This window comes from Mannheimia granulomatis (assembly GCF_011455695.1).
GTDB classification, from domain to species: Bacteria; Pseudomonadota; Gammaproteobacteria; order Enterobacterales; family Pasteurellaceae; genus Mannheimia; species Mannheimia granulomatis_A.
This window is the reverse complement of the sequence record NZ_CP015030.1, coordinates 182,470-206,787: the sequence shown is the minus strand read 5'-3', so window position 1 is coordinate 206,787 and position 24,318 is coordinate 182,470. Positions and strand designations below refer to the sequence as shown.

The following is a 24,318-nucleotide window of genomic DNA, read 5'->3' as shown; positions in this document are numbered from 1 at the left end:
GGTAAAATTTGACCGCTTGTTATACCTTCGGCAAATTCAAATTAAAGCGGATTGCCAGTAAGCGAATAGTAATTACAGTAGCAACCGTTGTTAAATAAACCCAATCGCTTTCCAGCCCCAATGAGTTGGCCATTACAAAAATCACACCACCAATCAAACTTGCCGTCACATACACTTCTTTTTGTAGAACAATCAGCACCTCATTGCGTAAAATATCGCGAATTACGCCACCAAAGCAGCCTGTTACCGCACCAAGCGCGATACAAATCAGAGGATGCAAGCCGAAATCCAACCCTTTTTGCACGCCAATAACAGTAAAAACGCCCAGTCCAATTGCATCAAATACTAACAACCCTGTTTGCCAACTTTTGCGGGAAATTTGATTACGGAAAATGGCAGTGATAACTACTGCCAAAGTAATCATCAACACATAAATCGGCTGTTTCATCCAAAACACGGGAGTCGAGCCAATCATCATATCTCGCAATGTGCCACCACCAACACCGGTTACAAATGCCAGCACAAACATGCCGAAAATATCCATTTTATGCTGGCGGGCCGCGATAGCCCCTGAAATGGCAAACACAATAGTACCAATTAAATCCTGCACGAATAAAAACGACCAAGGAAATTCGGGGATTAGACTACTAAACATTATTCTTCTCCTGTTGAGCCGCTTTTTTCGCTTTGGCTCGAGCTATGGCTGCCGCAACAGCAGCTTTGCGTGGATCTTCGACTGCTGTTTCAGGAGCATTACCATTCGCCCCAACGATTTCATTTTCATTATCCGATTTTGCAAAATTCTCACTATTTTCAACCGCTTGTTGAGCCGCTTTCTTGGCTTTGGCCCGAGCTAATGCAGCAGCAACGGCAGCTTTACGCGGGTCTTCTGCCACAGTTTCGGGAACATGATTATTCGTCCCTATGGTTTCATCCAATTTTGCAGAATATTCACTGTTTCCGACCGCTTGTTGAGCCATTTTTTTCGCTTTAGCACGAGCAAGTGCGGCAGCAACCGCTGCTTTGCGAGGGTCTGTCTCATCCGGTGGAGTAATCACCGCCCTGCGGGTTTCAATTTCACTATCCGGATTTGCAATATTTTCACCGTTTCCGACCGCTTGTTGAGTCGCCTTTTTCGCTTTGGCTCTAGCAAGTGCGGCAGCAACCGCTGCTTTGCGAGGGTCATTAAGCGCGGTTTCTGGTGAATGATTCTCCGTTTCTACATTGTTCTTAACTGCTTGTTCCTGTTCTGCTAATTTTGCAGCTCGGCGGGCTTTACGCTGTGCCATTAAATCACTGTTGTCCGGCTCACCGTTCGCTTTAGCTTGAACAACCGGTTGTTCTGTGTGGTCCGATTTTTTCGCTTTCAAACGTTCAAGAGCGGCTTTAACCGGATCAATTCCGCCGGCATTTGCCACTTCTTCTCGGCGTTTCTCAGCGGCTTGGGTAATACGTGCAGTACGAGCCTCTTTTTCTTTTTGTAAACGAGCCTCTCGGGCTTCAAAACGCTGTTTGGCTTCCTCTGCTTTACGGGCTTTTTCTTCCACTTCATGAATTTTCGCTTTTTCTTGGCGAAAATATTGAATCAGCGGAATGTAACTTGGGCAAACATAAGCACAAACACCGCATTCAATACAGGCATCTAGGCGGTATTCTTTGGATTTATCGTGATCTTCCGAACGGGCAAACCAATAAAGTTGCTGCGGTAATAATCCAACCGGGCAGGCATCTGAGCAGCTCGAACAACGGATACAAGCTCGTTCCGGCTCCGGTGGTGCGTATTCAAAATGATCCGGCGCGATTAAACAGTTAGCTGTTTTGGTGATCGGAGCTTGTAACGAGGGCAAAATAAAGCCCATCATCGGACCACCGAAAAAGACCGGAAAGCGTTTGTCTGCTTGGTAATCAACCTGTTCCAATAAATGCTGAATCGGCGTCCCTAATCTTGCCCACACATTGCCTTTATTACGGATTTTATCGCCGGTAAGCGTTACTACCCGTTCAATTAACGGCTCATCATCAATAATCGCCCGTTTTACTGCAAATGCCGTACCGATATTGTGCATTACAATGCCCATTTCAATGGTTCGCTTGCCGGAAGGGATTTCCAACCCTGTCAGCACTTGCACCAGTTGATCCGAAGCACCCGATGGATATTTTGTCGGAATCGTTCGCACAAACATATCGTTTGAGCCCTTTAATGCTTTTTCTAATGCCTTAATGGCTTCAGGCTTATTGTCTTCCACCGCAATGACGACTTCCTCAGGGCGTAGCACATAACGTAAAATGCGGATACCCTCGATTATATCGTGAGTGTAGTCTTGCATTAAGCGATCATCACAGGTGATATATGGCTCACATTCTGCCCCGTTGATTACCAGTAACTTACAACATTTATCGGCAAAATTTAGTTTTGATGCCGTTGGAAATACCGCACCGCCCAACCCCGCAATACCGTATTGGTAAATTTTTTGAATAATTTGATCGCTTGTTAAAGTTAGAAAATCCTCAATCGGCTGACGTTCATCCCACTCATCTTTACCGTCGGTTTCAATAATAACCGTCATTTCCGGCAATCCGGAGGGATGTGCAGAGGGGTAAGGCTCAATACCGATAACCCTACCGGAGGTCGGGCTATGCACCGGTAATTGACGATAATCATCACCTTTAGTAAGTTGCTGGCCTTTTAAGACTTTATCCCCAACTTTAACCAATAGCTCACCCGCCCAGCCGGAATGCTGCACCAGCGGCACATAGAAAAAGCGAGGTAAATTTAAGCGACGAATAGGCTTGCCATTCGATTGGGCTTTATTTTCCATAGGGTGAATACCACCCGGGAAATCCCATAATTTTCCGGTTTCTTTATTTTGGCGGATTCGCTCAATCACTAAATTAGGATGGCTCATTTTGCCCTCCGCCGGTCACTAATTTTTTTTGTAGTTCGGTCGTATTCACAATCGGGATAATTAAATTTTGGTCAAATTGCCAATTCCAAGATTTTGTTGTTTGTTTTATCGGAATCATTTCAATACAGTTAGTCGGGCAAGGCGCAACGCATAGCTCGCAACCTGTGCAAAGATCAGCAATCACAGTGTGCATTGCTTTATTGGTACCGATAATCGCATCCACCGGACAGGCTTGAATACATTTAGTGCAGCCAATGCACATATCTTCAATTACAAATGCCACTTTCACTTCAGGCTCTACCATTCCATCTATTGCAGGCACTTCAACACCTAAAAGCTCGGCAAGATTCACTACCAAAGGCTGCCCGCCCGGTACACATTTAGTGATTACATCACCATTGGCAATCGCTTCAGCATAAGGTTTACAGCCGGGGTAACCACATTGTCCACATTGGCTTTGCGGTAACAAAGCATCAATTTTTTCAACAATAGGATCGGCTTCTACTTTAAGTTTGATTGAGGAATAGCCTAATACCGCCCCGAAAATCAGAGCAATAATCGCAATAGCAACAAGGATATAGGCAATAATTGGAAGATCTAACATTATAGTTTCACCAACCCTGTAAAGCCCATAAAGGCAAGCGACATTAAACCTGCAGTAATCAGGGCAATAGAAGCCCCTTGGAATGGACGCGGCACATCGGCAGCCGCCAAACGCTCACGCAAGGCCGCAAACAAGACTAATACTAAGGAAAAACCAGCAGCCGCACCAAAGCCGTAAAGCACAGACTCCACTAAGTTATTGGCTAAATTCACATTCAGTAATGCCACCCCAAGTACGGCACAGTTGGTGGTAATAAGCGGTAAATAAATGCCTAATAGCCGATAAAGCATCGGGCTGGTTTTATGTACGATCATTTCCGTTAGCTGAACAATTACCGCAATCACTAAAATAAACACCAAGGTTCTTAAAAACTGAGCATTTAACGGCACAAGCAGGTAAGTTTCCACCAAATAGGCAGAAAGTGAGGCAACTGTTAACACGAAAGTGGTGGCAAGCCCCATTCCGATTGCAGTTTCAACTTTTTTCGACACGCCCATAAACGGACAAAGTCCTAAAAATTTTACTAGGACAAAGTTATTAATTAAGGCAGTGCTGATGACTAACAAAATATAATCGACCATAACATCCACAGAATTACAGAATACAAGCGATCAAAAACGTAACTGATTTTGCAAAATAATAAAAAAATCTGACCGCTTGCTAAATCATCTCATAAAAATAAACATGGTATTATCCCTTGTTTTGCATTCATTCACAATAAGAAATCGGAGATAGTCAACGCAATCAAAAAGTGCCCTATATTTTGGCAGTAAATTCAAGTAAAATAGGGAGAATTTTTTTGTGAGGAAAACTAACGATGTCAACTCAATTTGTTTATACGATGCACCGTGTCGGTAAAGTTGTACCGCCAAAGCGTCATATCCTTAAAGATATTTCTTTAAGTTTTTTCCCGGGTGCAAAAATTGGTGTACTCGGTTTAAACGGAGCCGGTAAATCAACCCTATTACGTATTATGGCAGGTGTGGATAAGGAGTTTGAAGGCGAAGCTCGTCCACAGCCGGGCATTAAAATCGGCTACTTGCCACAAGAGCCTAAACTTGACCCGCAACAAACCGTGCGTGAAGCGGTGGAAGAAGCGGTAGCGGAAGTCAAAAATGCCTTAACGCAACTTGATGAAGTCTATGCGATGTACGCTGATGAAAATGCGGATTTTGATAAGTTAGCGGCTAAACAGGCGGAACTGGAAGCGATTATTCAAGCCCACGACGGTCATAATCTGCAAAACCAATTAGAGCGTGCCGCCGATGCGTTACGTCTGCCGGATTGGGATGCTAAGATCGAGCATTTATCAGGGGGTGAACGTCGTCGTGTGGCACTTTGCCGTCTGTTGCTCGAAAAACCAGATATGTTGTTGTTAGACGAACCGACCAACCACTTGGATGCAGAATCTGTGGCATGGTTAGAACGCTTCTTACACGACTACGAAGGCACAGTAGTAGCGATTACCCACGACCGTTACTTCTTAGACAACGTGGCAGGTTGGATTTTAGAGCTTGACCGTGGTGAGGGTATTCCTTGGGAAGGTAACTACTCTTCTTGGTTAGAACAGAAAGAGAAACGTTTGGCACAAGAGCAAGCGGCAGAATCTGCTCGTCAAAAATCGATTGAGAAAGAATTGGAATGGGTACGCCAAAATCCTAAAGGTCGCCAAGCGAAAAGTAAAGCGCGTATGGCACGTTTTGAAGAGCTTAACAGCGGCGAATACCAAAAACGTAACGAAACCAACGAATTGTTTATTCCACCAGGTCCAAGACTAGGCGATAAAGTAATTGAAGTGGAAGGTTTAAGTAAATCTTACGGAGACCGCACTTTAATTGATAATTTATCTTTCTCGATTCCGAAAGGGGCGATTGTCGGCATTATCGGGGCGAACGGTGCGGGTAAATCAACCCTATTCCGTATGCTTTCAGGGCAAGAACAACCGGATTCAGGTTCTATTGTAATGGGTGAGACTGTTACCCTTGCCTCTGTGGATCAGTTCCGTGATTCAATGGATGATAAAAAAACGGTGTGGGAAGAAGTGTCTAACGGGCAAGATATTCTGACAATCGGCAACTTTGAGATTCCAAGCCGTGCTTATGTTGGACGTTTCAACTTCAAAGGCGTGGATCAACAAAAACGTGTCGGCGAGTTATCAGGCGGTGAGCGTGGTCGTTTACACTTAGCGAAGCTTCTCCAACGTGGCGGTAACGTACTGTTACTGGACGAACCAACCAACGACCTTGACGTCGAAACCCTGCGTGCGCTAGAAAATGCGATCTTAGAATTCCCGGGCTGTGCAATGGTGATTTCACACGACCGCTGGTTCTTAGACCGTATTGCTACCCATATTTTAGACTACGGCGATGAAGGCAAAGTGACTTTCTACGAAGGTAACTTCTCTGACTATGAAGAATGGAAGAAGAAAACTTTTGGAGAAGCTGCGACTCAGCCACATCGTATGCAATATAAGCGTATCGCGAAATAATCAGATTATTAGCTTATAAGAAAATAGCGGATAAGGACAAGCTTATCCGCTATTTGTTTTTAATAAATAAGAATAATTCGTATTGATTTTGATTTAAATTAAGACTACACTAGCCAAGATACCGCTCATATTTTATTCTAGGAGATGAAAATGAAAAAAGCCCTTTCTACTCTCGCACTTGCAGTTTCTGCTTTTGCATCAACTACTACTTTTGCTGCTAATGAAGTAAACGTTTATTCTTACCGCCAGCCGTATTTAATTGAGCCAATGCTGAAAAACTTTGAAAAAGATACCGGCATTAAAGTAAATGTTATCTTCGCAGATCGTGGCTTAGTTGATCGTGTGAAAAAAGAGGGCGAACTTAGCCCGGCAGACATACTTTTAACCGTAGATATCTCGCGTGTTATGGAGATTGTAAATGCCGGTTTATCACAAAAAATTGAATCAAAAGTATTAGAGAAGAACATTCCTGCACAATTCCGTGACTCTCAAGGTGACTGGTTCGGTTTAACCACTCGTGCACGTGTAATCTATACATCGAAAGATCGAGTAGGCAAATTACCGGCAGGTTTTGACTACTTAGACTTAGCTAAACCGGAATATAAAGGCAAGGTTTGTGTCCGCTCAGGTAAAAACTCTTACAACGTATCGCTCTTTGCTTCAATGATAGAACACTACGGTGTAGAAAAAACCAAAGCATTCCTAGAAGGCTTAAAAGCAAACTTAGCACAGAAACCACAAGGTGGCGACCGTGACCAAGTAAAAGCAATTAAAGAAGGTATTTGTGACTACGCTTTAGGCAATAGCTACTACTATGGCAAAATGTTAGATGACGAAAAACAAAAAGCCTGGGCAGAATCTGCAATCATTAACTTCCCAAGTGGTAAATACGGTACACATAAAAATATCAGTGCCGTTGCAGTTGCAAAACACGCACCGAATAAAGCAAACGCAGTTAAATTGATTGAATACCTCAGTGGCGATAAAGCACAAGGTTTATATGCAGAACTCAACCACGAATATCCGGTAAAAGCTGATGTTCAACCATCTGCTCTAGTGAAAGGCTGGGGTGAATTCTCATCTGACACCATCAAATTAGAAGACATCGCAAAACACTATGAAGCAGCGTTAAAATTAGTGGATGAAGTTAAATTTGATGATTTCGCTGAGAAAAAATAATGCCGACAAGCGGTGAATTTTAAGCAAAAAATTGCAAAATTTTGCTAAAATTATACCGCTTGCAAAAGGACGCTTTGCGTCCTTTTTGTGTTTTTGAAAAAATATAACTCGAGCTTCGTTTATTTATTCTGCCAAATCTCCCCTCCCCTCTTTGCTAAAGAGGGGGGATCATTCAGAGAAAATGTAAAATTCGTCTGACTCTTTAAAAATATAAGGAAAAAAGATGAATTTGAAATCTTTGGAGATCAAGTCCCCCTCTTTAGCAAAGAGGGGCTAGGGGAGATTTGGCAGTAATGAAAACGGAGTAATAACTAGAAAATGAAAAAAAACCTCGGCTGGAAAACCCTTTCCCTACTAATTACGTTAATTATCCTCCTACCACTACTGGCTATCGGCTATCACGCCCTCAGTGGTGATTCGGAGAATTTGGCACATCTATGGAATACCATGTTGCCGATTTACATCAAAAATACCAGCTTATTAGTATTAGGAACCGTATTCCTCGCTCTTTTTTTTGCTCTTCCAACGGCTTGGATCATGGCAAATTATCAATTTTGGGGACAAAAAACCTTACAGTGGCTACTCTGTCTGCCACTTGCAATGCCCGCCTATTTAATTGCCTATCTTTATACCGATCTGCTCGACTACTCAGGTGCATTGCAAGAAATGCTAAGAAATATTTTCGGCTGGCAACGTCCACAAGATTATTGGTTTCCACAAATCCGCACCCTTTACGGTGCCTGCTTTGTACTTGCCTTAGTGCTTTACCCTTATATCTTCCTACTGGTTCGAGTCGCATTATTAGAACAATCGGAAAATCTAACCCACAGTGCCAAAATGCTTGGGGCATCACCGGCAGAAATTTTCCGCAGGATTACCTTGCCATTGATTCGCCCGGCAATTGCCATTGGAGCAGCTTTAGTTGCAATGGAAACCTTAGGAGATTTTGGAACTGTCGCCTATTTTGCCGTACCAACTTTAACAACCGCCATTTATGACTCTTGGCTGGGTTATCACGACCTTGGTACCGCCAGCCAAATTGCTATTTTTATGTTGCTGATGATTTTCCTGTTTTTAAGCCTCGAACAATACAGCCGCCGCAAACAGCAAAGCTATCAAAGGGGATACGAAAAAAAATCAGCCTTTAAACAACTTAAAGGTTGGAAATTAGTTTTAGCACTTACCTGGTGCTGGGGCTTGCTTGCCCTTGCCTTTTTTATTCCGCTTGCAAGACTGCTCTACTGGGCCTATCATTATTTTGAACAGTCTTGGAATTTAGATTTCGTCCAATTTGCAATAAATAGCTTAAAAGTGTCAGTTATTGCTTCTGTTATTACTGTACTGTTCGCCTTAATACTCCATTTTGCTAACCGTCTTGCTGTTGGTAAATTTTCGGTAAAATCTGCCCGCTTGTTGCTACAGTTTTCATCATTAGGTTACGCTATTCCCGGTACAGTCTTAGCAATTGGCTTGCTTTCTCCACTGACGTTTGCCGATCATAATTTACATGCTATTTTAAAGAGTCTTGAACTTTCACCGGTCGGCTTGATTTTCTCAGGCTCCTTATTTGCTCTGGTGATTGCCTATACAGTACGTTTTTTGGCAATGGCAATCGGAAGTCTGGAAACCTCATTCGGAAAAATTTCACCATCACTTGATATGGCAAGCCAAACGCTTGGTAAAAGTGGGTTAAAAATGTTTAAACATATTCATATCCCACTGATTTATAAAGGCATTTTAACCGGTGGTTTAATGGTATTTATCGAAAGTATGAAAGAGCTAAATGCTTCACTCTTGTTACGCCCGTTTAATTTTGACACCCTTGCCACCCATGTATTTACCTTTACCTCTGATGAACAATTAGAGCAAGCAGCTCTACCTGCGATTGTGTTAGTATTGGTCGGACTGTTGCCTGTCATCTGGCTGACAAGATCGCTGATTTCGCAATCGGAAAAAGAACGATAATATACGTAAAATCTATTCGGGCGGGTTTTAACCTGCCATCAAAACATAAGAAAAATTAAAAACGAAAATACAAAACAACGTAGGGGCGGGTTTCAACCCACCTACACAAGGAATTTTATGTCTGTTTTAACTATCAAAAACCTCTGCCTCGATTTCGGGCAAACTTCGGTATTACAATCGCTTAATTTAGCGGTGAATGAAAATGAAATTATCTGCTTACTCGGTGCAAGCGGTTGTGGAAAAACCACGCTTTTAAAAGCGATCGCAGGTCTATTACCGATTGAACAAGGAGATATTCATTTGGCAGAAGAATGTCTGAAAAGCAAAGCGGTAGAGAATCGCCAAATCGGACTAATTTTCCAAGATTATGCCCTTTTCCCCCATTTAACTGTAGCAGAAAATATCCAATTTGGGCTGTCAAAACTAGCAAAAACCCAGCAAGAAAGTATTACGGAGCAAATGCTTTCCGTGGTGAAATTGCAAGGTTTGGAAAGCCGTTTCCCGCATGAACTTTCTGGTGGCCAACAACAGCGTGTTGCTATTGCACGAGCTTTGGCATGCCGTCCGCAATTACTGCTATTAGACGAACCTTTTTCGAACATTGATAGCCAAACCCGATATGCTATGATCCAAGAGATTAAACAAATCTTGAAAAGCCAAAATGTTCCTGCGATTTTCGTTACTCACAGCAAAGAAGAAGCCTTTGCCTTCGCAGATAAAATTGCCGTAATGGATAAAGGCAAAATTATCCAGTTCGGTAGACCAAATGAACTGTATCATTCACCGGTTAATCCCTTTGTTGCAGATTTTTTAGGTGGAACCAACTATCTAAGTTGCACCGTGAGCGAAGAAAAGTTACTACGTAGTCCGATTGGAGAATTTCGTCTTTTTCCAGAGATGGAGGTAAAAAAAGGCGCGTGCCAATGGATGCTACGCCCTGAACAGTTGATTTTAAAACCAAATGAACTAGGATTGGGTAAGGTGGTTGGTAAGTTATTTTTAGGACTCTACTACCGCTACCAAATCGCTATTAACGGTGTGGAACTGACTGCTTACCAAACTCAAGATTTGAAATTAGGTGAACAGGTTGAAGTTGGATTTCAAGTGCGAGAATTTACTTTATTTTAGAAACTAAAAGGCTGAGACCGTTAATGACGGTATCAGCCCCAAATCGACAGTTTTATTTTTTGCAAGGTGAAACAAGTTCAATGATAGAAATACCCATCCAAGTTGAATTTTTACATACATTACCTGAACCATCGTGTCCACGAACCCCCGTACAAGCAGATAATGTAGCAATTAGTGCAGTAAAAGCAAAAATTTTTGTTATTTTTTTCATCAGTTAAAACTCCTTAATAAAATTATTTAGCAACTAAAAATTGCGGACAGATTTTATATTAAATTATACAAATTATCCATATTTTTATTATGACATTTAACTGTTCGTACCACCTAGAGATAATCTGCATAAAAACAGCATTTAAACAATTTAATTTTGGTAAAATTTACTGAATACTATTATGTAAGGAATAAAAAATGAGTGACCCGATTATACGCCAAGTTGTTCTTGATACTGAAACTACAGGGATGAATATGGCAGGAGGACCGCCACAAATAGGGCATAATATTATTGAAATCGGTGCAGTTGAAGTCATTAACCGCCGCCTAACAGGCAGAACTTATCATGTCTATATCAAACCGCCTCGTGAAGTTGATGCAGAAGCCATTGCAGTTCATGGTATTACAAATGAATTTTTGCGAGATAAGCCCGTTTTTGCAGAAATTGCCGATGAGTTTTTAGCATTCATCAAAGGCGCAGAATTAATTATCCACAATGCCCCCTTCGATGTGGCGTTTATGGATCAAGAATTTTCTTACCTACCAAATCCTCCGGCTAAAACGGCTGAAATGTGTACCGTTACTGATAGCCTACAAATGGCCCGCAAAATGTATCCGGGAAAACGTAACAATTTAGACGCATTATGTGACCGTTTAGGCATTGATAACAGTAAACGTATCCTTCATGGTGCTTTACTGGATGCGGAAATTCTAGCCGATGTATTCTTAATGATGACAGGTGGTCAGATTTCCTTATTAGGTGAGGAAGAAGTGGAAACTAGTCCAATAAGTGTGGATACAGAAGAGGAACTTCCAAGCATTGTGTTAAATGCTGATGATGCCATTATTTTAAAAGCGACAGATGAAGAAGAAACATCACATTTAGCATTATTGAAATTAATTGAAAAAAAATCAAAAGGAAACTGCTTATGGGCAAAAGCATTTACTGAAGAAGCAGAAAACCTTAATTAAGTTTAAAAAGCTACAAAAAACCCAGCTTTCGCTGGGTTTTCTTTTTGCTTTAACTGATTATTCAGCAACTACGTTAACTGTTACAGTTGCATTCACTTCCGGATGTAAGTGAACTTTAACATCATGTTCGCCAGTTGTACGAAGTGGACCTTCACCTAAACGAACTTCAGATTTAGCAACTTCAACGCCTGCTGCTGTTAATGCTTCAGCAATGTCTTTTGCAGAGATTGAACCGAATAAACGACCATCATCACCTGCTGTTGCAGATACAGATACTGCTGCGATAGCTGCAATTTTTGCTGCACGCTCTTGTGCTGCTGATAATGCTGCTGCCGCTTTCGCTTCTAATTCTGCACGACGAGCTTCGAAGTGAGCAATGTTTTGGCTAGTTGCCATAACTGCTTTACCTTGTGGGATTAAGAAGTTACGAGCAAAACCAGATTTAACTGTTACTTGGTCACCCACAGAACCTAAGTGAGCAACTTTGTCTAATAAAATAACTTGCATTGTACTCTCTCCTGATTATTGGTGGTTATCAGTATATGGAAGTAACGCAAGGTAGCGAGCGCGTTTGATCGCACGAGCTAATTGACGTTGATACTTCGCACGAGTACCAGTAATACGGCTAGGAACAATCTTGCCGCTTTCAGAAATGTAGTTCTTTAATGTAGCGATATCTTTGTAATCGATTTCAACAACATTTTCCGCTGTAAAACGGCAGAACTTACGACGACGGAAATAACGTGCCATTTGGCTTCTCCTGATCTATAAATTCAATTTGTTCGGTGTGTAAAACTAATTGGTTTAAACCGTTGTAGTCTTTGTGAGTATGGATAAAACCTTTAATTCTCACTCTCTCACCGAGCTTAATTTGTTGGGTTAAATAACTAAATTGATTGCCACTCAAAACCACTTGGATTTTGCACCACGCTTGGCGTTCTAAATTAACTTCGATTTGACTTGAACGATGTTCTAACCAAAAACTATAATTTGGAATCCCCAGTGGGCTTAGGCTCTGTTTAACTAAACTGACAACTCTGCCACTTAAGATTAAACAGTTATCAATCGGCGAATTACTCGCCAGCTTCCTCTGATTCAACTTCAGCTACCGCTTCAGCAACTTTGCTTTCTTTCGCTTTCGCCATTGGTGAAGCTTCAGTTACTGCCGCTTTAGTGTGAACGATTAAGTTACGAAGAACTGCATCGTTATAACGGAAGTTAGTTTCTAACTCGTCGATTACACTTTGAGGTGCTTCTACATTCATTAACACATAGTGTGCTTTGTGAAGTTTGTTGATTGGGTATGCTAATTGACGACGACCCCAATCTTCTAAGCGATGAACTTGACCGCCAGCTTCTTTAACAGATGCTGTGTAACGCTCAATCATTGCCGGTACTTGTTCGCTTTGGTCCGGGTGAACCATAAAAACGATTTCGTAGTGACGCATTGACTATCCTTACGGGTTAGCAGCCTCCAACTTTAGCCAGTCACCAACTTGTGGAAGCAAGGATTAAAAAACGGATGTGACTGAACGGCGGAATTATACTGAAAAAAGCATATTTTGCAAGCAACAATTAGCAAATTTGCAAAAAATCACTTAAAAACGACCGCTTGTTTTAAGGTTTATTTGTATTAAATAATCAAGTACAATACGCAAACGTTTGCTTTACTCTTTTCATCAAGGAATCCAAATGAATATTTTAATTATTGGCAACGGTGGGCGTGAACACGCTCTTGCTTGGAAAATACGTCAATCTCCATTGGCAGACAAAGTCTTCGTTGCACCAGGCAATGCTGGCACAGCAGCAGAAAACGACATTGAAAATGTGGCTATTTCATGCACAGATTTAAATGCCTTAGTTGCATTTGCTAAAGAAAATAATGTTGGTTTGACTATCGTTGGTCCGGAAACACCCTTAGTGTTGGGTGTAGTAGATGTTTTTCGAGCCAATGGATTAAAAATTTTTGGTCCAACACAAGCAGCCTCACAATTAGAAGGCTCGAAAGCCTTTACCAAAGACTTTTTAGCTCGCCATAATATCCCAACCGCAGAATACCAAAAGTTCACTGAAATCGAGCCAGCCCTTGCCTACTTAAAAGAAAAAGGCGTTCCTATTGTGATTAAAGCCGATGGTTTAGCTGCGGGTAAAGGAGTCATTGTAGCAATGACTTTACAAGAAGCAGAAAATGCAGTGTATGATATGCTTTCAGGTAATGCCTTTGGTGAAGCAGGCAGCCGTGTGGTGATTGAAGAATTTTTAGATGGTGAAGAAGCCAGCTTTATCGTAATGATTGATGGCAAAAATGTCGAACCAATGGCCACCTCACAAGACCATAAACGCGTGGGTGAAGGTGATAAAGGCTTAAATACCGGTGGAATGGGAGCATATTCCCCTGCTCCTGTGGTAACTCAAGAAATCCACAAGCGTGTAATGGAAGAAATTATCTACCCGACTATACGAGGAATGGCAAGCGAAAACAATCTATACACAGGTTTCCTGTATGCAGGCTTAATGATTATGCCAAACGGTCAGCCGAAAGTGATTGAATTTAACTGCCGCTTTGGCGATCCGGAAACTCAACCAATTATGATGCGTTTGGAATCAGATTTAGTCGAACTCTGCCTAAAAGCTTGCGAAGGCAAATTAGATAGTATTCAATCAAAATGGAGTGAAAAAGCCGCCTTAGGGATTGTACTTGCCGCTGAAGGCTACCCTGCTGATTACCGAAAAGGTGATGAAATAAGTGGTATTCCGTCTGCAACGCAAAATCAAAAAGTCTTCTTAGCTGGCGTTGAGCAAAAAGACGATAAATTACTCACCAACGGGGGGCGAGTACTTTGTGCTACCGCACTCGGCAACAGCGTGTTTGAAGCACAACAACAAGCCTTAAAACTTGCCGAACAAATCCAATGGAAAGGCAAATTTTACCGACGAGATATTGGCTACCGAGCGGTTGCCAGAGAACAGACCAAGTAATCTCAAAATCAATAGAAAAGGCATACAACCTCATATTGTATGCCTTTGTTTTTAAGGCTATTATGGGTTCAATTTCTATTAATTAATGCTAATAATAAAAAGTACTAAAATCCTATGCCAACCACAATATTAACCTCCTATTTTTACGATCCGAATGTTAAGGAAAACGCTAATCCGGCTAGCTTCGAGAAAATTGAACATATTCTAAACTCCCCTTTGGATTTGCAAAAAAACCAGAAAATCTTACCGCTTGTACAGGTAATTCAAGAAACACAAGCGGTCGAAATCTCACTAAATTTTGCAAATTCTGCAATATGGCAAATTACGCTTGAAAACGGGCAGATTCTCACAGGCAAAATCACAGAAGATAAAACTACTTTAACGCTCCCTACAGATTTGCCCTTAGGCTATCACACACTCTCTATTCAAAATGATAAACTTTCGGAAAGCTGTCCGCTAATTGTTACCCCACAAAAAGCCTTTCAACCCAAACCATTACAAAACAAGAAAAAGCTATGGGGCGCTTTTCTGCAACTTTACACACTAAGATCTGAGCAAAATTGGGGGATTGGAGATTTTGGTGATCTAAAACAATTTTTGTCAAATATGGCAGCTCAAGGAGCAGATTTTGTAGGATTGAACCCTACTCACGCGCTATTTCCTGCCAACCCTGATGCTGTAAGCCCTTACAGCCCTTCTTCCCGATTGTGGCAAAATATTATTTATATTGATGTGAATACTGTTGAAGCCTTTCAGCATTCCGCTAAAGCACAAAAATGGTTTAATTCGGTGGAAATCCAGCAACAATTGGCGGAGTTAAGAGCAAAAGATTATGTGGATTATTCACAAGTCATAGCACTTAAACTTCACGCATTACAGCTTGCTTTTGAACAATTTTCTGTACAATCACAAACAGAATTTGAGCAATTTATTGAAAAATCTGGCGAGCCATTAAAAATTCAAGCAACGTTCGATGCTTTACATCAATGGCTTTATGCTCAAACCGCAGAAAAAGGCGGCTGGACCAATTGGGCTGAAGAATATCAAGATTATCGTTTGCCAAGGGTCGCTGAATTTCAAAAAACGCATCGCAATTCCATCCGCTTTTATATGTGGCTGCAATTTCTCTTATTAAAGCAATTAGCCGAGTGTGACGAGCTGGCAAAATCGCTCAAAATGTCGATTGGTTTTTACCGTGATCTAGCAGTAGGTGTGGCTACTAATGGAGCAGAAACTTGGGCGGATAAAACTTTATTTGTACAAAATGTATCTATCGGTGCCCCACCAGATATGCTTGGCCCGAACGGACAAAATTGGGGACTTTCGCCAATGCATCCGCACATTTTAAAAAGCCGTGGTTACCAGCCTTTTATTGATTTATTGCGTGCTAATATGAAACACTGCGGGGCATTACGAATCGACCATATTCTCGGCTTTGCCCGTATGTGGTGGGTGGCAAATGGAGATTCGGCAAAAGAGGGGATTTATGTGCGTTATCCTCTGGAAGATATGCTCTCTATTTTGGCGTTAGAAAGTCAACGCCATCAATGCTTGATTATTGCCGAAGCTCTTGGCACTGTGCCGGAAGGCATTTTGGAATCCCTTGAACAAAAAGGTATTTTAGCCTACAACATTTTCTATTTTGAAAAAAATGAACAAGGCTATAAACCACTGTCAGACTACCCTTATCAAGCAATGACCACTCTCAGTACTCACGATTTACCGACTATCCAAGGTTACTGGAAAGGTTATGATTTTGAGCTGGGGGAAAAATACAACACTTACCCAAGCAAGGCAGTGCTACGAAAGTTAAAAGAAGATCGTGCTTACGATAGGCTGAATATTCGTAATGCAGTAGAAAAAGTAATGGAGCTTGAGCCGAATGAGGTAGGAGTAACCGTTAAGTTCACCCACCAACTGCAACGCTATGCTGCACATACCAACAGTGCCTTGTTTGGCACTCAGCCCGAAGATTGGCTGAATATGCTTGAGCCGGTAAATATTCCAGGAACCAGCACCGAATACCCAAACTGGCGGCGAAAATTATCTGCCACCACCAAGCAGATATTTAGTGATGCAAGCATCCAAAAACTGCTGGCGGATATTCATCAAATTCGCAGAAAACTATAAATAACAAGCGGTCAAATTTTGCAAAAAAATGCGGTATTATGTAGCAGTTGCACAAAGATTTCTCTTTTTGTTTCTGCTACATTTTTCTTATCTGTTATAACCTAAAGATAAGGAAAACGCAATGAAACACTCTCAGGCTGTTTTAGCAAAAGCATTAGCAGCAGCGATTGCTGAATGTGAACAAGAGGGTGAAGAGCTTGAAAAGAAAATCGCTTTACTTGAACATCAGTTGAAAGATGTTTATCAAAAACTCGCTGATTACCGCACCGCTCTCAATCATACTAAAAACACCCCATTTTCCACAGGTAAGAAAGCGAAAAATGCCCGCTTTCTTGCCTCTCCTCAAGAGTTAATTGCTCATATTCTAAAACAGCGACCTGAAAATGGTTAAGTACAAATGAAATTACCCACCAAGCGATGAAATTAGACGGACAAAAGATAGGACATACCTTGCCAACCCGGCAAACACAGACGATTTACACGATATTACGCTATCTAATGGATAAAGGACTGGTTGAAAAACGTTGGATTGAGGAAAAATGCCATTGGCGGTTAAAAGTAAAATAGCGACAGATGTCGCTATTATTGTTTCAGTCGCCAACGCACATCAACTACATTCTTTTCAATGCGTTCAACAATACCTTTATCAAGCCAGTGCTTTAATGCACCACGCATTGATACGGTATGTTGAGTGGTAATGGGAGTATCAGCTTGTCCGTCCTTAATTAGCACTAATCTAATCAATTCATTCACCGTAAAATAACGGTTTGGCTCTTGCTTTAAAACTTCAAGTACCATTTTCCGCAGTTTGCCTTTGAAATGGCGTTGATGCAGTTTGTAAGTGAAATGGGGCGTATTGTATTCCTCTACTGAATGGCGATGCTCTAATACTTCAAGGGCGTGGCGGAGCTTTTGGAGCTTATTGTCCACAAGAGCCAAGTGTTTCAGCACTTGTTCACGTTCTCGCTCAAATAAGTGGATTTTACGTTCAATTTGGTTGATACAGACCGATTTAGCCATTATTGCCACAACACCTCTTGATGTATGATTTTTCGTTGCCAATAACCACACCACTCATTGTTTTCGTTGGTGGTATGTAAACATTTGTCTAAAATGTCATTAAACTGCCAACCGTTCGGCTTTCTACGGTTATCTTCACGGTAAGCCACTTCGTGAGCATAATTGAGTAAATAGGCATTACTCATTTTATGTACTTGGCCGTAATACATTCGTTTAAAGCGGCTGAATAGACTTTCTGCTTGGTTATTGGTTACGCCTAAATCGCTACGGTATTCTTCCTTATGATTGACCGTGCGTAAATCGTAACGTGGCAATAATACATCGTAGGCAGAGCTTTCATCGGTATTGATACGGCTATTCGCTTGAATAAAACGGTTCGCAAACGTATTGACGACAGGCTGCGTTTCGGATTTTGCTACCATCACTAGTGAGCGTTTTGTCCCACAATGCAATACACTCTCACGCTTTTCATTAACGGTGTAATGCTCACGAGCCACAATCACACAACGTTTATCGGGGTGTTGATTGGCTTTCAAACGGTAATCCAAGCGGTCAGATTTCTTGTTTTCTTTGCGAGGGGCGGGGTGAACATAAGTACCGTCCATATCCACTTCCCCTGATAGGGGATGTAAATCTCGCTTATCTAATAAGGCTTTGCGGATTTTATGCGACAAAACAAACGCTGTGCGGTAATTGACTCCCGCATCACGAGCCAGTTGCAGTGATGAAATGCCTTTGGCGGCATTCACAAATTTGGCGATGATGTAGAGATAAGTTTGTAGCGATTTCTTACGATTGGCAAAAATCGTGCCTGATGTAATACTAAAAGTATGGTTGCAATGTTTGCATCGCCATTGTTTGCGACTGGCAATAAAATAGGCTTTATGCTGCACACCACATTTCGGGCAACAGACATTTTCCTGACTTCCCCAACGGATTTCGCACAGCATTGCAAACGCTTCGTCATCAGATAGACGGGCTATCTGTAATGACGAAAGCGTGCGGGCTTTGCTGGATAGAAGAAAATGTTGAGTCATAATCTTGTAAAATGTACAATATGGGTATATAAAGTAATTTCATCATACCCAAAAACTACATAAAAGTCAATATGAGATACAAAAATGAGTATAAGCAACCGTTTGAGAGAAGTGATGGAATACAAAGGTTTGAATATCAAAGCCTTTGCTGAGTTACTTGATATGCCTTACCGTACACTTCAAAACTACCTTTTAAATGAGCGTGATCCGAGTGTTGATGTCTTAATTAGAGTCAGCGAAATATTGAATGTGGATTTGAATTGGTTGATGCGTGGTGAGGGTGAAATGTTTCGTAGTTCTACTAATGAAAGTAAACTGAGTGAAAAAGAAAAGCAACTAATCAGCTACTATCGAAAAATGTCTAATGACATGCAAACTGCTTTTGATGCATCTTTTAGATTTTTATCTGAGAAGTAATAATCAAATAGAGAGATAGATTATAAAATCATTATTCCATTAATATCATAATCAAACATTGAGCTATAAAATGGGAATAATAGACAAAATGGGTACTGAAAATTTGGTTAAAGCCTTATAGTGCAAGGCTTTAACCTATTTTCAGTAGCCACTTTAACACCTTAAGAAGGTTAATATTTTATTTTTTAGTTCCTCTATTTCATTCTCCCAGCCTTTCTCTACTATTTCTATAATATATGAATATTTAAATCCCGTATTAATTAAAAGTTCGTAATATTTTTTAGCATTTTTTAGATTTTCTGGACAACTGAAATTAGGGGGGAAGTGATATTCTTCTTCATGATCTTTGCATTTTTTCATTAGTTCTTTTTCTATATTATCAAAAGGAATGTGCAATATCCTATTTTTTAACGTAACTGTTTTCTTATCTCCATCAAGAATAGCTAGAACATCCTTCTTATCTTTATCTAAAATATTAAATCTTGAGCCTTTTAGAAAATCTCTTACCTCTTCTGCACCCCCAATATAGAGAGTTCTAATTTTCTTTTCTGGGTATTTTCCTTTCAAAGAATCTAATAGATATCGGATATATTTTTCTAATACAATGTCCTCAACTATAATGTATTTATCATATTCCTGAAACCCAAACATCTCTCCTGCTACAAAGCCATATGATGTTTCAATAATATTAATTTTTCCATTATCATTTGACAAATAATAAATAGGAGTTCGAAATTCATTATATAACGTCTTCATGATTACTAAAGAATGAGAAGTAAAAATAATTTTTTTACGATATTTGTCACATAAACTATTTAGCTCCCTCACTAAATTAACTTGAGTTGAAGCATCTAATGAAATATCAATTTCATCAACAATAATAACATCTTGTTCTTTAGATGAAAGCATTTTATATATATTTATTATAAAATACTCTCCCGAGCTTAAATAGTCCTCTCTAATGTATTTTGTTTCTTGATTGGGATGAGGTAATAAATAATAATTTTCACCATTAACTTCTACTTCTTTAAGGTCATTAAATTTACTGCTGCTTGGATATATTTTATTTAAGAAATCTATAATCTCTTCATTTTTACTATATTGACCTTTTAAATACATTTCCCTGAGTACAAGATCAATTTTTGACAAGTTTGGATATGTGGTGAAACGATTACCAAGTGGTATTGGTAATTCAATATATAATTTCGATTTTATTATATTTTTGGTATTTAAATACTTTTTTTTCATTATCATAAAAATAATTTAAACTTTCAAACTCTTTTCCATCCTTAAGAATAGATATAGAAATATTAGTTTCTTTACCTATTGACAAAGATTTATTTTCCTTAAAAATACCAATATCTTTTGTTAGATACATTGATTTAATAATGCTTGTTTTACCAACCCCATTTTTTCCTACGATACAGATAATATTTCTATCTTCCATATCTAAATTAACATATCCATTTTCTATATGCTGTAGTTTATTTATATTTATAGATATTTTCATAAATTAACCTTGAGAATTTCTTTTATTGTCAACAAGCCATATTTTTTAGCTAATTTTTGTAGATAATCAGGTTCTATATTTATTGCATAAGAAATATTTCCAGCTAATTTTCTTTTGGCGGATAACTCGCTATCATTAAAGAAATTTATAAATTTCAACCTATCCTTTATGAAAAAATGTATACCAACCTCAATTTCATCTTTTACCTTTCTGTCTACGCTAATTTGATTATTGTTAATAATCAATCCAAGCATCTTTATTTTATTCTTTTTAGTAAATACTTTTGTCTTAGAATTATTTAAATGAAATAGGTTTTCCCCTTGTTGAAATACTTTCTCAATGTTATTTGTTATATAGTCTTTATCTATATCTGTATTGGATGAAATAATAATATCATCTGAATATCTGGTATAAATAAATTTATTATTACTACAAAATGACTTTATACTGACATCATACTTTCGCATTATATAATTACTAATAAAAGGAGATGTGGGGAAACCAACAGGTAACTTATCATCAACAGTTACAAGGCTTAATATTTTATCTAAATATAATGCTAAGTCTTCTTGATCTAAATATGATAATTTATGAATATCTTGATAAATATTCTCTTTAATTAAAGAACTTGATATGGAAGGGAAAAAATTTAATATATCTGTTTTATAAAAAAACTTACTGTTTGCATGTGGTAATAAGCAATCCTTAACATTAATCCCTCTTCTATAAGCAAAAGCTACATCATCCTCTATTGGGAGGCTTTTGAATATAAAATGAGATAGAAATGACAGAACTAATTTTAACTCATAGTTAGGAATATATATCTCTCTTTTATTTTTACAGAGTTTATCATAACTTTCTTCTATAGATATATTTTCAAAAATATCGAATGAAATCTTTTTGTTAAAATAAGATTCAAAAAGAAATTTTAAATTATGCTTTCTATCTTTCATTTTTTTCCATTAATTAAAAAAGGGCAATAAGTAACCACTAACCACTTATCGCCCTTTTTTAATCCATTTTTAACTATAATCTCTTTAGAACCAGCCATAATCTTCGTAATTAGAGCAGGATTCCTGTCTAAAGATAGGCTTCCTGATATTCTACCTTTAAAAGGAATACTTGTCAATAAGTTTTTAATCATACAATGCATTAGAGATCGCAATGAGATCTTTTGTCTATACCAAGCATAGGCATAGACTCACAAGTTACTAAGTTTATAGTTAGCTAACGGGATAAACTATTATGAATTTATGATGGGCGATCTAACATTAAGTAATTCTTTTAATACACTAATTTCATTGTCCTTCTGCTCAAGCAACCTATTCAATAAATTTTCCTTTTCATTTGCGTGAGCTAGTGCCAACTTCAATCTCTCAATCTCAACAAGTAACGCTGATTCACCCACACCTTGATACACTGAACCTAACGGTGATTCAATCTGAAAACAGATATTCTTACCATCAGCTTGCATAAGCTCAACAACATCAATATCGAATACTTGGGCTATTTGCTCAAGTTTTTCTAGGTAGATTTTGCTCTCACCTCGTTCAATCTTAGCGTAGCCATTTAAAGACATATTGAGCTTCTCAGCCATTTGTTCTTGTGACCATGAGTTACTTTCTCGTAGCTTGCGAATTTTCTCGTTGATATCCATTTTTCACTGATTGATTATTGATGGTACACACTTGTAGTGGCAATGAATAACCACTCTGAGTGGCTACATTATGTGATTATAATTCAGTAGAATTTTCTTTGAATCATACTACGTTTCAGATTTAAATTCAAACAACTTCGGGAGTTCAGATATGAAAAAGCACCTTATTTTCTTACCATTCAGCCTTGCTCTAACATCTTGTGCAGAGCTTCAATCTCTCGCAAACCTTGCCACATCTAATAGTCAAATGCCACCTCTCACATTTTATGAGCAATATGCCATCACAGATAAGGCAGCGACTGTATTACCTCTTTTAAGGCAAAATATCACTACATTCGTTGATGAAGATGGCACACATCAAGTGTTTAAATTTTCATCAACTCTTGTAAGTGAGACTACATTCAATTATTACGATCCAACCCTATCTTGGAATTTTACAAATGTCGTACGCCCGAGTGTAGAAGTAGTAAATAACAAGGTGAAAGATGTGAGCCTATCATTTAGCTCCGTTGTTAATTTTACTCACTCAAATTTCTATAAGCTCTTCAACTTAAATCCTAGTGATATCAAAATCTCTCAATTAAAACAGCATTGTCATTCTTATAGAAGAACAGTGCCATTTTATAAATTGGTAACAAAAAGCGGCTCTTCTCTATATATGATGGAAAATTTTGAGAGTGGATCTGCTAGTTCAGCTACAACATTTACATTTTTTAAGAAGTTACCAACTTGTAAAAGTTTAGGATATGAAAAAACCATTAAGCAATATGGCAATGATTCATTCAACCAATAATGAATAGGGAGAATTATGAAAAAGTCATTCAAAAAATGGATAAGCACTTCGGGAAGAGCAAATCGTTCTGAGTTTATCATTATAAGTGTTATCTCCCTAATAGCTTTTGTGCTTATCACCGCATTATTTATGAGAATATTTCAAAGTTTTCACGATGAGCATATTCAAAATTTCTATACGAGAGATTATGTTGAAAAGTCAATATATTTCGCCATCATAGAGCTATCTGCCACTGGAACTCTTGATAAAACAGCGAATACTCTTTATCAAGATTTAGAAGGATCGACATTTCAAAATATGATACGAGCTTCTTTTACTTATCTCCTATTTTTACCCTTTGTTATATGTTGGATTGCAGGAGCAGTACGCCGTTTGCACGATATCGGCACATTTGGTTGGTGGGTATTATTTATTCTAGCCCCAATTTGGTTATTCTTTGATAATTGGGTTATTATGATTCCTTTGTTGTTTTTATTTTTCAAAAAAGGTCAAGACTTTCATAATAAATACGGCCCACCACCTCATAACCCTAATACTCCAATCACACTAGAAATGCCGAAAGAATCGGAAAAACTAGCTAAGTTTGAAAGTAACGTGCTAAAGGTTGTGGATAATATAAAGCTCATTCTAAAGCCATATTGGGATTTACTATTAAGTAAAATAAAAAAATAATCAAAAGGAACTTATATGAAAAAACATTTTAAATTGATATCTGTATTGGCTGTTAGCAGTATGTTATCTGCTTGTGCTAATTTAGATTTAGGCACTATACTCAAACCACAACAAAATCAGCAGGTAGCACTAACTATACCTGATGGTTTTGCGGGTAAATGGGTAAACAAGAAGAATCATAGACACAAGCACTGCAATCCTCCAGCGGGAGATTTTCTTGAGCAACCACTCTTAATTATTAATCCGAAACAAAACCATTTAGAATTGCTCACTTGGGCGAGCTATAAAGTGCTTAAATTTAACTCATTAACGGAGAATGCGTTTAATGCACAAGTAGAAGTAACCTCACAAGATATCGATCCTGATACTACGAGTAATGTCACTCAAGAAACGCTCAACGCAAAATTGGTAAACAAAAATACACTTCTTATTGATGGAAAACGGTATTATCGTTGCCCTTAGTTTGCATTAAATACTTAATCAGCCACCTTATTGAAAGGTGGCTGATTTGTTTATTATTTACTCAAGTTGATAGATTCACACTGTTTAAAATAACAGCAATCAAACACCTAAAAATTCCTAAATTTTGGTTGTTTTCCGCAAAAATAGCACTTACATATCAATCAGTTAAAATTATTTTTTATATTTCAC

29 protein-coding genes are annotated in these 24,318 nt (G+C 38.9%); 13 read left to right on the top strand and 16 right to left on the bottom strand.

Translation table 11 applies throughout. From position 1 onward, the window contains the following. Positions 1 to 19: 19 nt before the first annotated feature. Genes A4G16_RS00985 through rsxA form a run of 4 tightly spaced genes read right to left on the bottom strand, consistent with a single transcriptional unit; the run spans position 20 to position 4,091 of the window. Entirely contained in the window at positions 20 to 655 is a 636-nt protein-coding gene (locus A4G16_RS00985) for a trimeric intracellular cation channel family protein (protein WP_165888312.1), read from the bottom strand. Continuing rightward, complete coding sequence (rsxC, locus tag A4G16_RS00980) at positions 648 to 2,906, bottom strand: electron transport complex subunit RsxC (protein WP_165888311.1); 2,259 nt, start codon at positions 2,904 to 2,906, stop codon at positions 648 to 650. Before rsxC ends, A4G16_RS00985 begins: the two co-directional genes overlap by 8 nt. Continuing rightward, a complete protein-coding gene (rsxB, locus tag A4G16_RS00975; RefSeq protein WP_165888310.1) occupies positions 2,893 to 3,510 on the bottom strand; it encodes an electron transport complex subunit RsxB in 618 nt (205 codons plus the stop codon). The genes rsxC and rsxB overlap by 14 nt, the downstream gene beginning before the upstream one ends. Continuing rightward, positions 3,510 to 4,091, bottom strand: a complete 582-nt coding sequence (gene rsxA, locus A4G16_RS00970) for an electron transport complex subunit RsxA (protein WP_165888309.1) — start codon at positions 4,089 to 4,091, stop codon at positions 3,510 to 3,512. Before rsxA ends, rsxB begins: the two co-directional genes overlap by 1 nt. Positions 4,092 to 4,327: 236 nt before the next feature. Between rsxA and ettA the strand changes: the two genes are divergently transcribed. From ettA to A4G16_RS00950, 4 genes are all read left to right on the top strand, one after another. Continuing rightward, complete coding sequence (gene ettA / locus A4G16_RS00965) at positions 4,328 to 5,998, top strand: energy-dependent translational throttle protein EttA (RefSeq protein WP_165888308.1); 1,671 nt, start codon at positions 4,328 to 4,330, stop codon at positions 5,996 to 5,998. Between the two features lie 150 nt (positions 5,999 to 6,148). Further along, on the top strand, positions 6,149 to 7,177 hold the full coding sequence (locus tag A4G16_RS00960; protein ID WP_165888307.1) for a Fe(3+) ABC transporter substrate-binding protein: 1,029 nt from the start codon (positions 6,149 to 6,151) through the stop codon (positions 7,175 to 7,177). A gap of 318 nt (positions 7,178 to 7,495) precedes the next feature. Then, a complete protein-coding gene (locus A4G16_RS00955) occupies positions 7,496 to 9,142 on the top strand; it encodes an ABC transporter permease (protein WP_165888306.1) in 1,647 nt (548 codons plus the stop codon). A gap of 117 nt (positions 9,143 to 9,259) precedes the next feature. Continuing rightward, on the top strand, positions 9,260 to 10,270 hold the full coding sequence (locus A4G16_RS00950; protein WP_165888305.1) for an ABC transporter ATP-binding protein: 1,011 nt from the start codon (positions 9,260 to 9,262) through the stop codon (positions 10,268 to 10,270). 52 nt (positions 10,271 to 10,322) lie between these two features. Here A4G16_RS00950 and A4G16_RS00945 read toward each other — a convergent pair whose 3' ends face one another. Next, positions 10,323 to 10,481: a hypothetical protein gene (locus A4G16_RS00945; protein ID WP_156930234.1), complete on the bottom strand. Its 159-nt coding sequence runs from the start codon at positions 10,479 to 10,481 to the stop codon at positions 10,323 to 10,325. A gap of 197 nt (positions 10,482 to 10,678) precedes the next feature. Between A4G16_RS00945 and dnaQ the strand changes: the two genes are divergently transcribed. Next, the gene (gene dnaQ, locus A4G16_RS00940) at positions 10,679 to 11,452 is read left to right on the top strand and encodes a DNA polymerase III subunit epsilon (RefSeq protein WP_165888304.1); all 774 of its coding nucleotides are present in this window, start codon (positions 10,679 to 10,681) and stop codon (positions 11,450 to 11,452) included. 57 nt (positions 11,453 to 11,509) lie between these two features. On the opposite strand, the gene rplI is transcribed toward dnaQ, so the two are convergent. From rplI to rpsF, 4 genes are read right to left on the bottom strand one after another with little or no spacing between them, the layout of a single operon-like run. After that, entirely contained in the window at positions 11,510 to 11,959 is a 450-nt protein-coding gene (gene rplI / locus A4G16_RS00935) for a 50S ribosomal protein L9 (RefSeq protein ID WP_042802324.1), read from the bottom strand. Between the two features lie 15 nt (positions 11,960 to 11,974). Continuing rightward, positions 11,975 to 12,202, bottom strand: coding sequence for a 30S ribosomal protein S18 (gene rpsR, locus A4G16_RS00930; RefSeq protein WP_005598105.1), 228 nt, complete (start codon positions 12,200 to 12,202; stop codon positions 11,975 to 11,977). Then, the gene (gene priB / locus A4G16_RS00925; protein ID WP_165888303.1) at positions 12,177 to 12,551 is read right to left on the bottom strand and encodes a primosomal replication protein N; all 375 of its coding nucleotides are present in this window, start codon (positions 12,549 to 12,551) and stop codon (positions 12,177 to 12,179) included. Before priB ends, rpsR begins: the two co-directional genes overlap by 26 nt. Next, entirely contained in the window at positions 12,526 to 12,900 is a 375-nt protein-coding gene (gene rpsF / locus A4G16_RS00920) for a 30S ribosomal protein S6 (protein WP_027075165.1), read from the bottom strand. Before rpsF ends, priB begins: the two co-directional genes overlap by 26 nt. A gap of 244 nt (positions 12,901 to 13,144) precedes the next feature. On the opposite strand from rpsF, the gene purD reads away from it, so the two are divergent. The 4 genes from purD to A4G16_RS00900 all read left to right on the top strand — a co-directional run bounded on the left by purD (position 13,145) and on the right by A4G16_RS00900 (position 17,128). After that, the gene (purD, locus tag A4G16_RS00915) at positions 13,145 to 14,431 is read left to right on the top strand and encodes a phosphoribosylamine--glycine ligase (RefSeq protein ID WP_165888302.1); all 1,287 of its coding nucleotides are present in this window, start codon (positions 13,145 to 13,147) and stop codon (positions 14,429 to 14,431) included. Between the two features lie 114 nt (positions 14,432 to 14,545). Then, positions 14,546 to 16,561: a 4-alpha-glucanotransferase gene (gene malQ / locus A4G16_RS00910; protein ID WP_165888301.1), complete on the top strand. Its 2,016-nt coding sequence runs from the start codon at positions 14,546 to 14,548 to the stop codon at positions 16,559 to 16,561. Between the two features lie 121 nt (positions 16,562 to 16,682). Continuing rightward, positions 16,683 to 16,952: a hypothetical protein gene (locus A4G16_RS00905; protein ID WP_165888300.1), complete on the top strand. Its 270-nt coding sequence runs from the start codon at positions 16,683 to 16,685 to the stop codon at positions 16,950 to 16,952. Between the two features lie 26 nt (positions 16,953 to 16,978). Next, positions 16,979 to 17,128, top strand: coding sequence for a hypothetical protein (locus A4G16_RS00900; RefSeq protein ID WP_165888299.1), 150 nt, complete (start codon positions 16,979 to 16,981; stop codon positions 17,126 to 17,128). A 15-nt stretch (positions 17,129 to 17,143) separates the two neighbouring features. Here A4G16_RS00900 and A4G16_RS00895 read toward each other — a convergent pair whose 3' ends face one another. Together A4G16_RS00895 and A4G16_RS00890 are read right to left on the bottom strand one after the other, a co-directional pair. After that, entirely contained in the window at positions 17,144 to 17,581 is a 438-nt protein-coding gene (locus A4G16_RS00895) for a DNA repair protein (protein WP_165888298.1), read from the bottom strand. Further along, positions 17,581 to 18,618, bottom strand: a complete 1,038-nt coding sequence (locus tag A4G16_RS00890; protein ID WP_165888297.1) for an IS1595 family transposase — start codon at positions 18,616 to 18,618, stop codon at positions 17,581 to 17,583. The genes A4G16_RS00895 and A4G16_RS00890 overlap by 1 nt, the downstream gene beginning before the upstream one ends. Positions 18,619 to 18,702: 84 nt before the next feature. Between A4G16_RS00890 and A4G16_RS00885 the strand changes: the two genes are divergently transcribed. Beyond that, entirely contained in the window at positions 18,703 to 19,035 is a 333-nt protein-coding gene (locus A4G16_RS00885; RefSeq protein ID WP_165888296.1) for a helix-turn-helix domain-containing protein, read from the top strand. A 153-nt stretch (positions 19,036 to 19,188) separates the two neighbouring features. Here A4G16_RS00885 and A4G16_RS00880 read toward each other — a convergent pair whose 3' ends face one another. The 5 genes from A4G16_RS00880 to A4G16_RS00860 form a co-directional block, all read right to left on the bottom strand. Next, the gene (locus A4G16_RS00880) at positions 19,189 to 20,154 is read right to left on the bottom strand and encodes an AAA family ATPase (RefSeq protein ID WP_165888295.1); all 966 of its coding nucleotides are present in this window, start codon (positions 20,152 to 20,154) and stop codon (positions 19,189 to 19,191) included. Between the two features lie 73 nt (positions 20,155 to 20,227). Further along, positions 20,228 to 20,545 (bottom strand): hypothetical protein, encoded by a 318-nt coding sequence (locus A4G16_RS00875; RefSeq protein ID WP_165888294.1) that lies wholly within the window; start codon positions 20,543 to 20,545, stop codon positions 20,228 to 20,230. After that, complete coding sequence (locus A4G16_RS00870; RefSeq protein WP_165888293.1) at positions 20,542 to 21,498, bottom strand: reverse transcriptase domain-containing protein; 957 nt, start codon at positions 21,496 to 21,498, stop codon at positions 20,542 to 20,544. Before A4G16_RS00870 ends, A4G16_RS00875 begins: the two co-directional genes overlap by 4 nt. Continuing rightward, positions 21,495 to 21,689, bottom strand: coding sequence for a hypothetical protein (locus A4G16_RS00865; RefSeq protein WP_165888292.1), 195 nt, complete (start codon positions 21,687 to 21,689; stop codon positions 21,495 to 21,497). The genes A4G16_RS00870 and A4G16_RS00865 overlap by 4 nt, the downstream gene beginning before the upstream one ends. 99 nt (positions 21,690 to 21,788) lie before the next feature. Beyond that, positions 21,789 to 22,202: a helix-turn-helix domain-containing protein gene (locus A4G16_RS00860; protein WP_165888291.1), complete on the bottom strand. Its 414-nt coding sequence runs from the start codon at positions 22,200 to 22,202 to the stop codon at positions 21,789 to 21,791. A 151-nt stretch (positions 22,203 to 22,353) separates the two neighbouring features. On the opposite strand from A4G16_RS00860, the gene A4G16_RS00855 reads away from it, so the two are divergent. Genes A4G16_RS00855 through A4G16_RS00845 form a run of 3 tightly spaced genes read left to right on the top strand, consistent with a single transcriptional unit; the run spans position 22,354 to position 24,129 of the window. Continuing rightward, positions 22,354 to 22,995, top strand: a complete 642-nt coding sequence (locus tag A4G16_RS00855; protein WP_165888290.1) for a hypothetical protein — start codon at positions 22,354 to 22,356, stop codon at positions 22,993 to 22,995. 15 nt (positions 22,996 to 23,010) lie between these two features. Beyond that, on the top strand, positions 23,011 to 23,667 hold the full coding sequence (locus tag A4G16_RS00850; RefSeq protein ID WP_165888289.1) for a DUF805 domain-containing protein: 657 nt from the start codon (positions 23,011 to 23,013) through the stop codon (positions 23,665 to 23,667). Positions 23,668 to 23,682: 15 nt separating this feature from the next. Further along, complete coding sequence (locus A4G16_RS00845) at positions 23,683 to 24,129, top strand: hypothetical protein (protein ID WP_165888288.1); 447 nt, start codon at positions 23,683 to 23,685, stop codon at positions 24,127 to 24,129. Positions 24,130 to 24,318 lie beyond the last annotated feature (189 nt).

Excerpts from the sequence above, each read along its gene's own strand:
- A4G16_RS00985 (WP_165888312.1), bottom strand. The coding sequence starts at position 655 with ATGTTTAGTAGTCTAATCCCCGAATTTCCTTGGTCGTTTTTATTCGTG.
- rsxC (WP_165888311.1), bottom strand. The coding sequence starts at position 2,906 with ATGAGCCATCCTAATTTAGTGATTGAGCGAATCCGCCAAAATAAAGAA.
- rsxB (WP_165888310.1), bottom strand. The coding sequence starts at position 3,510 with ATGTTAGATCTTCCAATTATTGCCTATATCCTTGTTGCTATTGCGATT.
- rsxA (WP_165888309.1), bottom strand. The coding sequence starts at position 4,091 with ATGGTCGATTATATTTTGTTAGTCATCAGCACTGCCTTAATTAATAAC.
- ettA (WP_165888308.1), top strand. The coding sequence starts at position 4,328 with ATGTCAACTCAATTTGTTTATACGATGCACCGTGTCGGTAAAGTTGTA.
- A4G16_RS00960 (WP_165888307.1), top strand. The coding sequence starts at position 6,149 with ATGAAAAAAGCCCTTTCTACTCTCGCACTTGCAGTTTCTGCTTTTGCA.
- A4G16_RS00955 (WP_165888306.1), top strand. The coding sequence starts at position 7,496 with ATGAAAAAAAACCTCGGCTGGAAAACCCTTTCCCTACTAATTACGTTA.
- A4G16_RS00950 (WP_165888305.1), top strand. The coding sequence starts at position 9,260 with ATGTCTGTTTTAACTATCAAAAACCTCTGCCTCGATTTCGGGCAAACT.
- A4G16_RS00945 (WP_156930234.1), bottom strand. The coding sequence starts at position 10,481 with ATGAAAAAAATAACAAAAATTTTTGCTTTTACTGCACTAATTGCTACA.
- dnaQ (WP_165888304.1), top strand. The coding sequence starts at position 10,679 with ATGAGTGACCCGATTATACGCCAAGTTGTTCTTGATACTGAAACTACA.
- rplI (WP_042802324.1), bottom strand. The coding sequence starts at position 11,959 with ATGCAAGTTATTTTATTAGACAAAGTTGCTCACTTAGGTTCTGTGGGT.
- rpsR (WP_005598105.1), bottom strand. The coding sequence starts at position 12,202 with ATGGCACGTTATTTCCGTCGTCGTAAGTTCTGCCGTTTTACAGCGGAA.
- rpsF (WP_027075165.1), bottom strand. The coding sequence starts at position 12,900 with ATGCGTCACTACGAAATCGTTTTTATGGTTCACCCGGACCAAAGCGAA.
- purD (WP_165888302.1), top strand. The coding sequence starts at position 13,145 with ATGAATATTTTAATTATTGGCAACGGTGGGCGTGAACACGCTCTTGCT.
- malQ (WP_165888301.1), top strand. The coding sequence starts at position 14,546 with ATGCCAACCACAATATTAACCTCCTATTTTTACGATCCGAATGTTAAG.
- A4G16_RS00905 (WP_165888300.1), top strand. The coding sequence starts at position 16,683 with ATGAAACACTCTCAGGCTGTTTTAGCAAAAGCATTAGCAGCAGCGATT.
- A4G16_RS00900 (WP_165888299.1), top strand. The coding sequence starts at position 16,979 with ATGAAATTAGACGGACAAAAGATAGGACATACCTTGCCAACCCGGCAA.
- A4G16_RS00895 (WP_165888298.1), bottom strand. The coding sequence starts at position 17,581 with ATGGCTAAATCGGTCTGTATCAACCAAATTGAACGTAAAATCCACTTA.
- A4G16_RS00890 (WP_165888297.1), bottom strand. The coding sequence starts at position 18,618 with ATGACTCAACATTTTCTTCTATCCAGCAAAGCCCGCACGCTTTCGTCA.
- A4G16_RS00885 (WP_165888296.1), top strand. The coding sequence starts at position 18,703 with ATGAGTATAAGCAACCGTTTGAGAGAAGTGATGGAATACAAAGGTTTG.
- A4G16_RS00880 (WP_165888295.1), bottom strand. The coding sequence starts at position 20,154 with ATGTATTTAAAAGGTCAATATAGTAAAAATGAAGAGATTATAGATTTC.
- A4G16_RS00875 (WP_165888294.1), bottom strand. The coding sequence starts at position 20,545 with ATGAAAATATCTATAAATATAAATAAACTACAGCATATAGAAAATGGA.
- A4G16_RS00870 (WP_165888293.1), bottom strand. The coding sequence starts at position 21,498 with ATGAAAGATAGAAAGCATAATTTAAAATTTCTTTTTGAATCTTATTTT.
- A4G16_RS00865 (WP_165888292.1), bottom strand. The coding sequence starts at position 21,689 with ATGATTAAAAACTTATTGACAAGTATTCCTTTTAAAGGTAGAATATCA.
- A4G16_RS00860 (WP_165888291.1), bottom strand. The coding sequence starts at position 22,202 with ATGGATATCAACGAGAAAATTCGCAAGCTACGAGAAAGTAACTCATGG.
- A4G16_RS00855 (WP_165888290.1), top strand. The coding sequence starts at position 22,354 with ATGAAAAAGCACCTTATTTTCTTACCATTCAGCCTTGCTCTAACATCT.
- A4G16_RS00850 (WP_165888289.1), top strand. The coding sequence starts at position 23,011 with ATGAAAAAGTCATTCAAAAAATGGATAAGCACTTCGGGAAGAGCAAAT.
- A4G16_RS00845 (WP_165888288.1), top strand. The coding sequence starts at position 23,683 with ATGAAAAAACATTTTAAATTGATATCTGTATTGGCTGTTAGCAGTATG.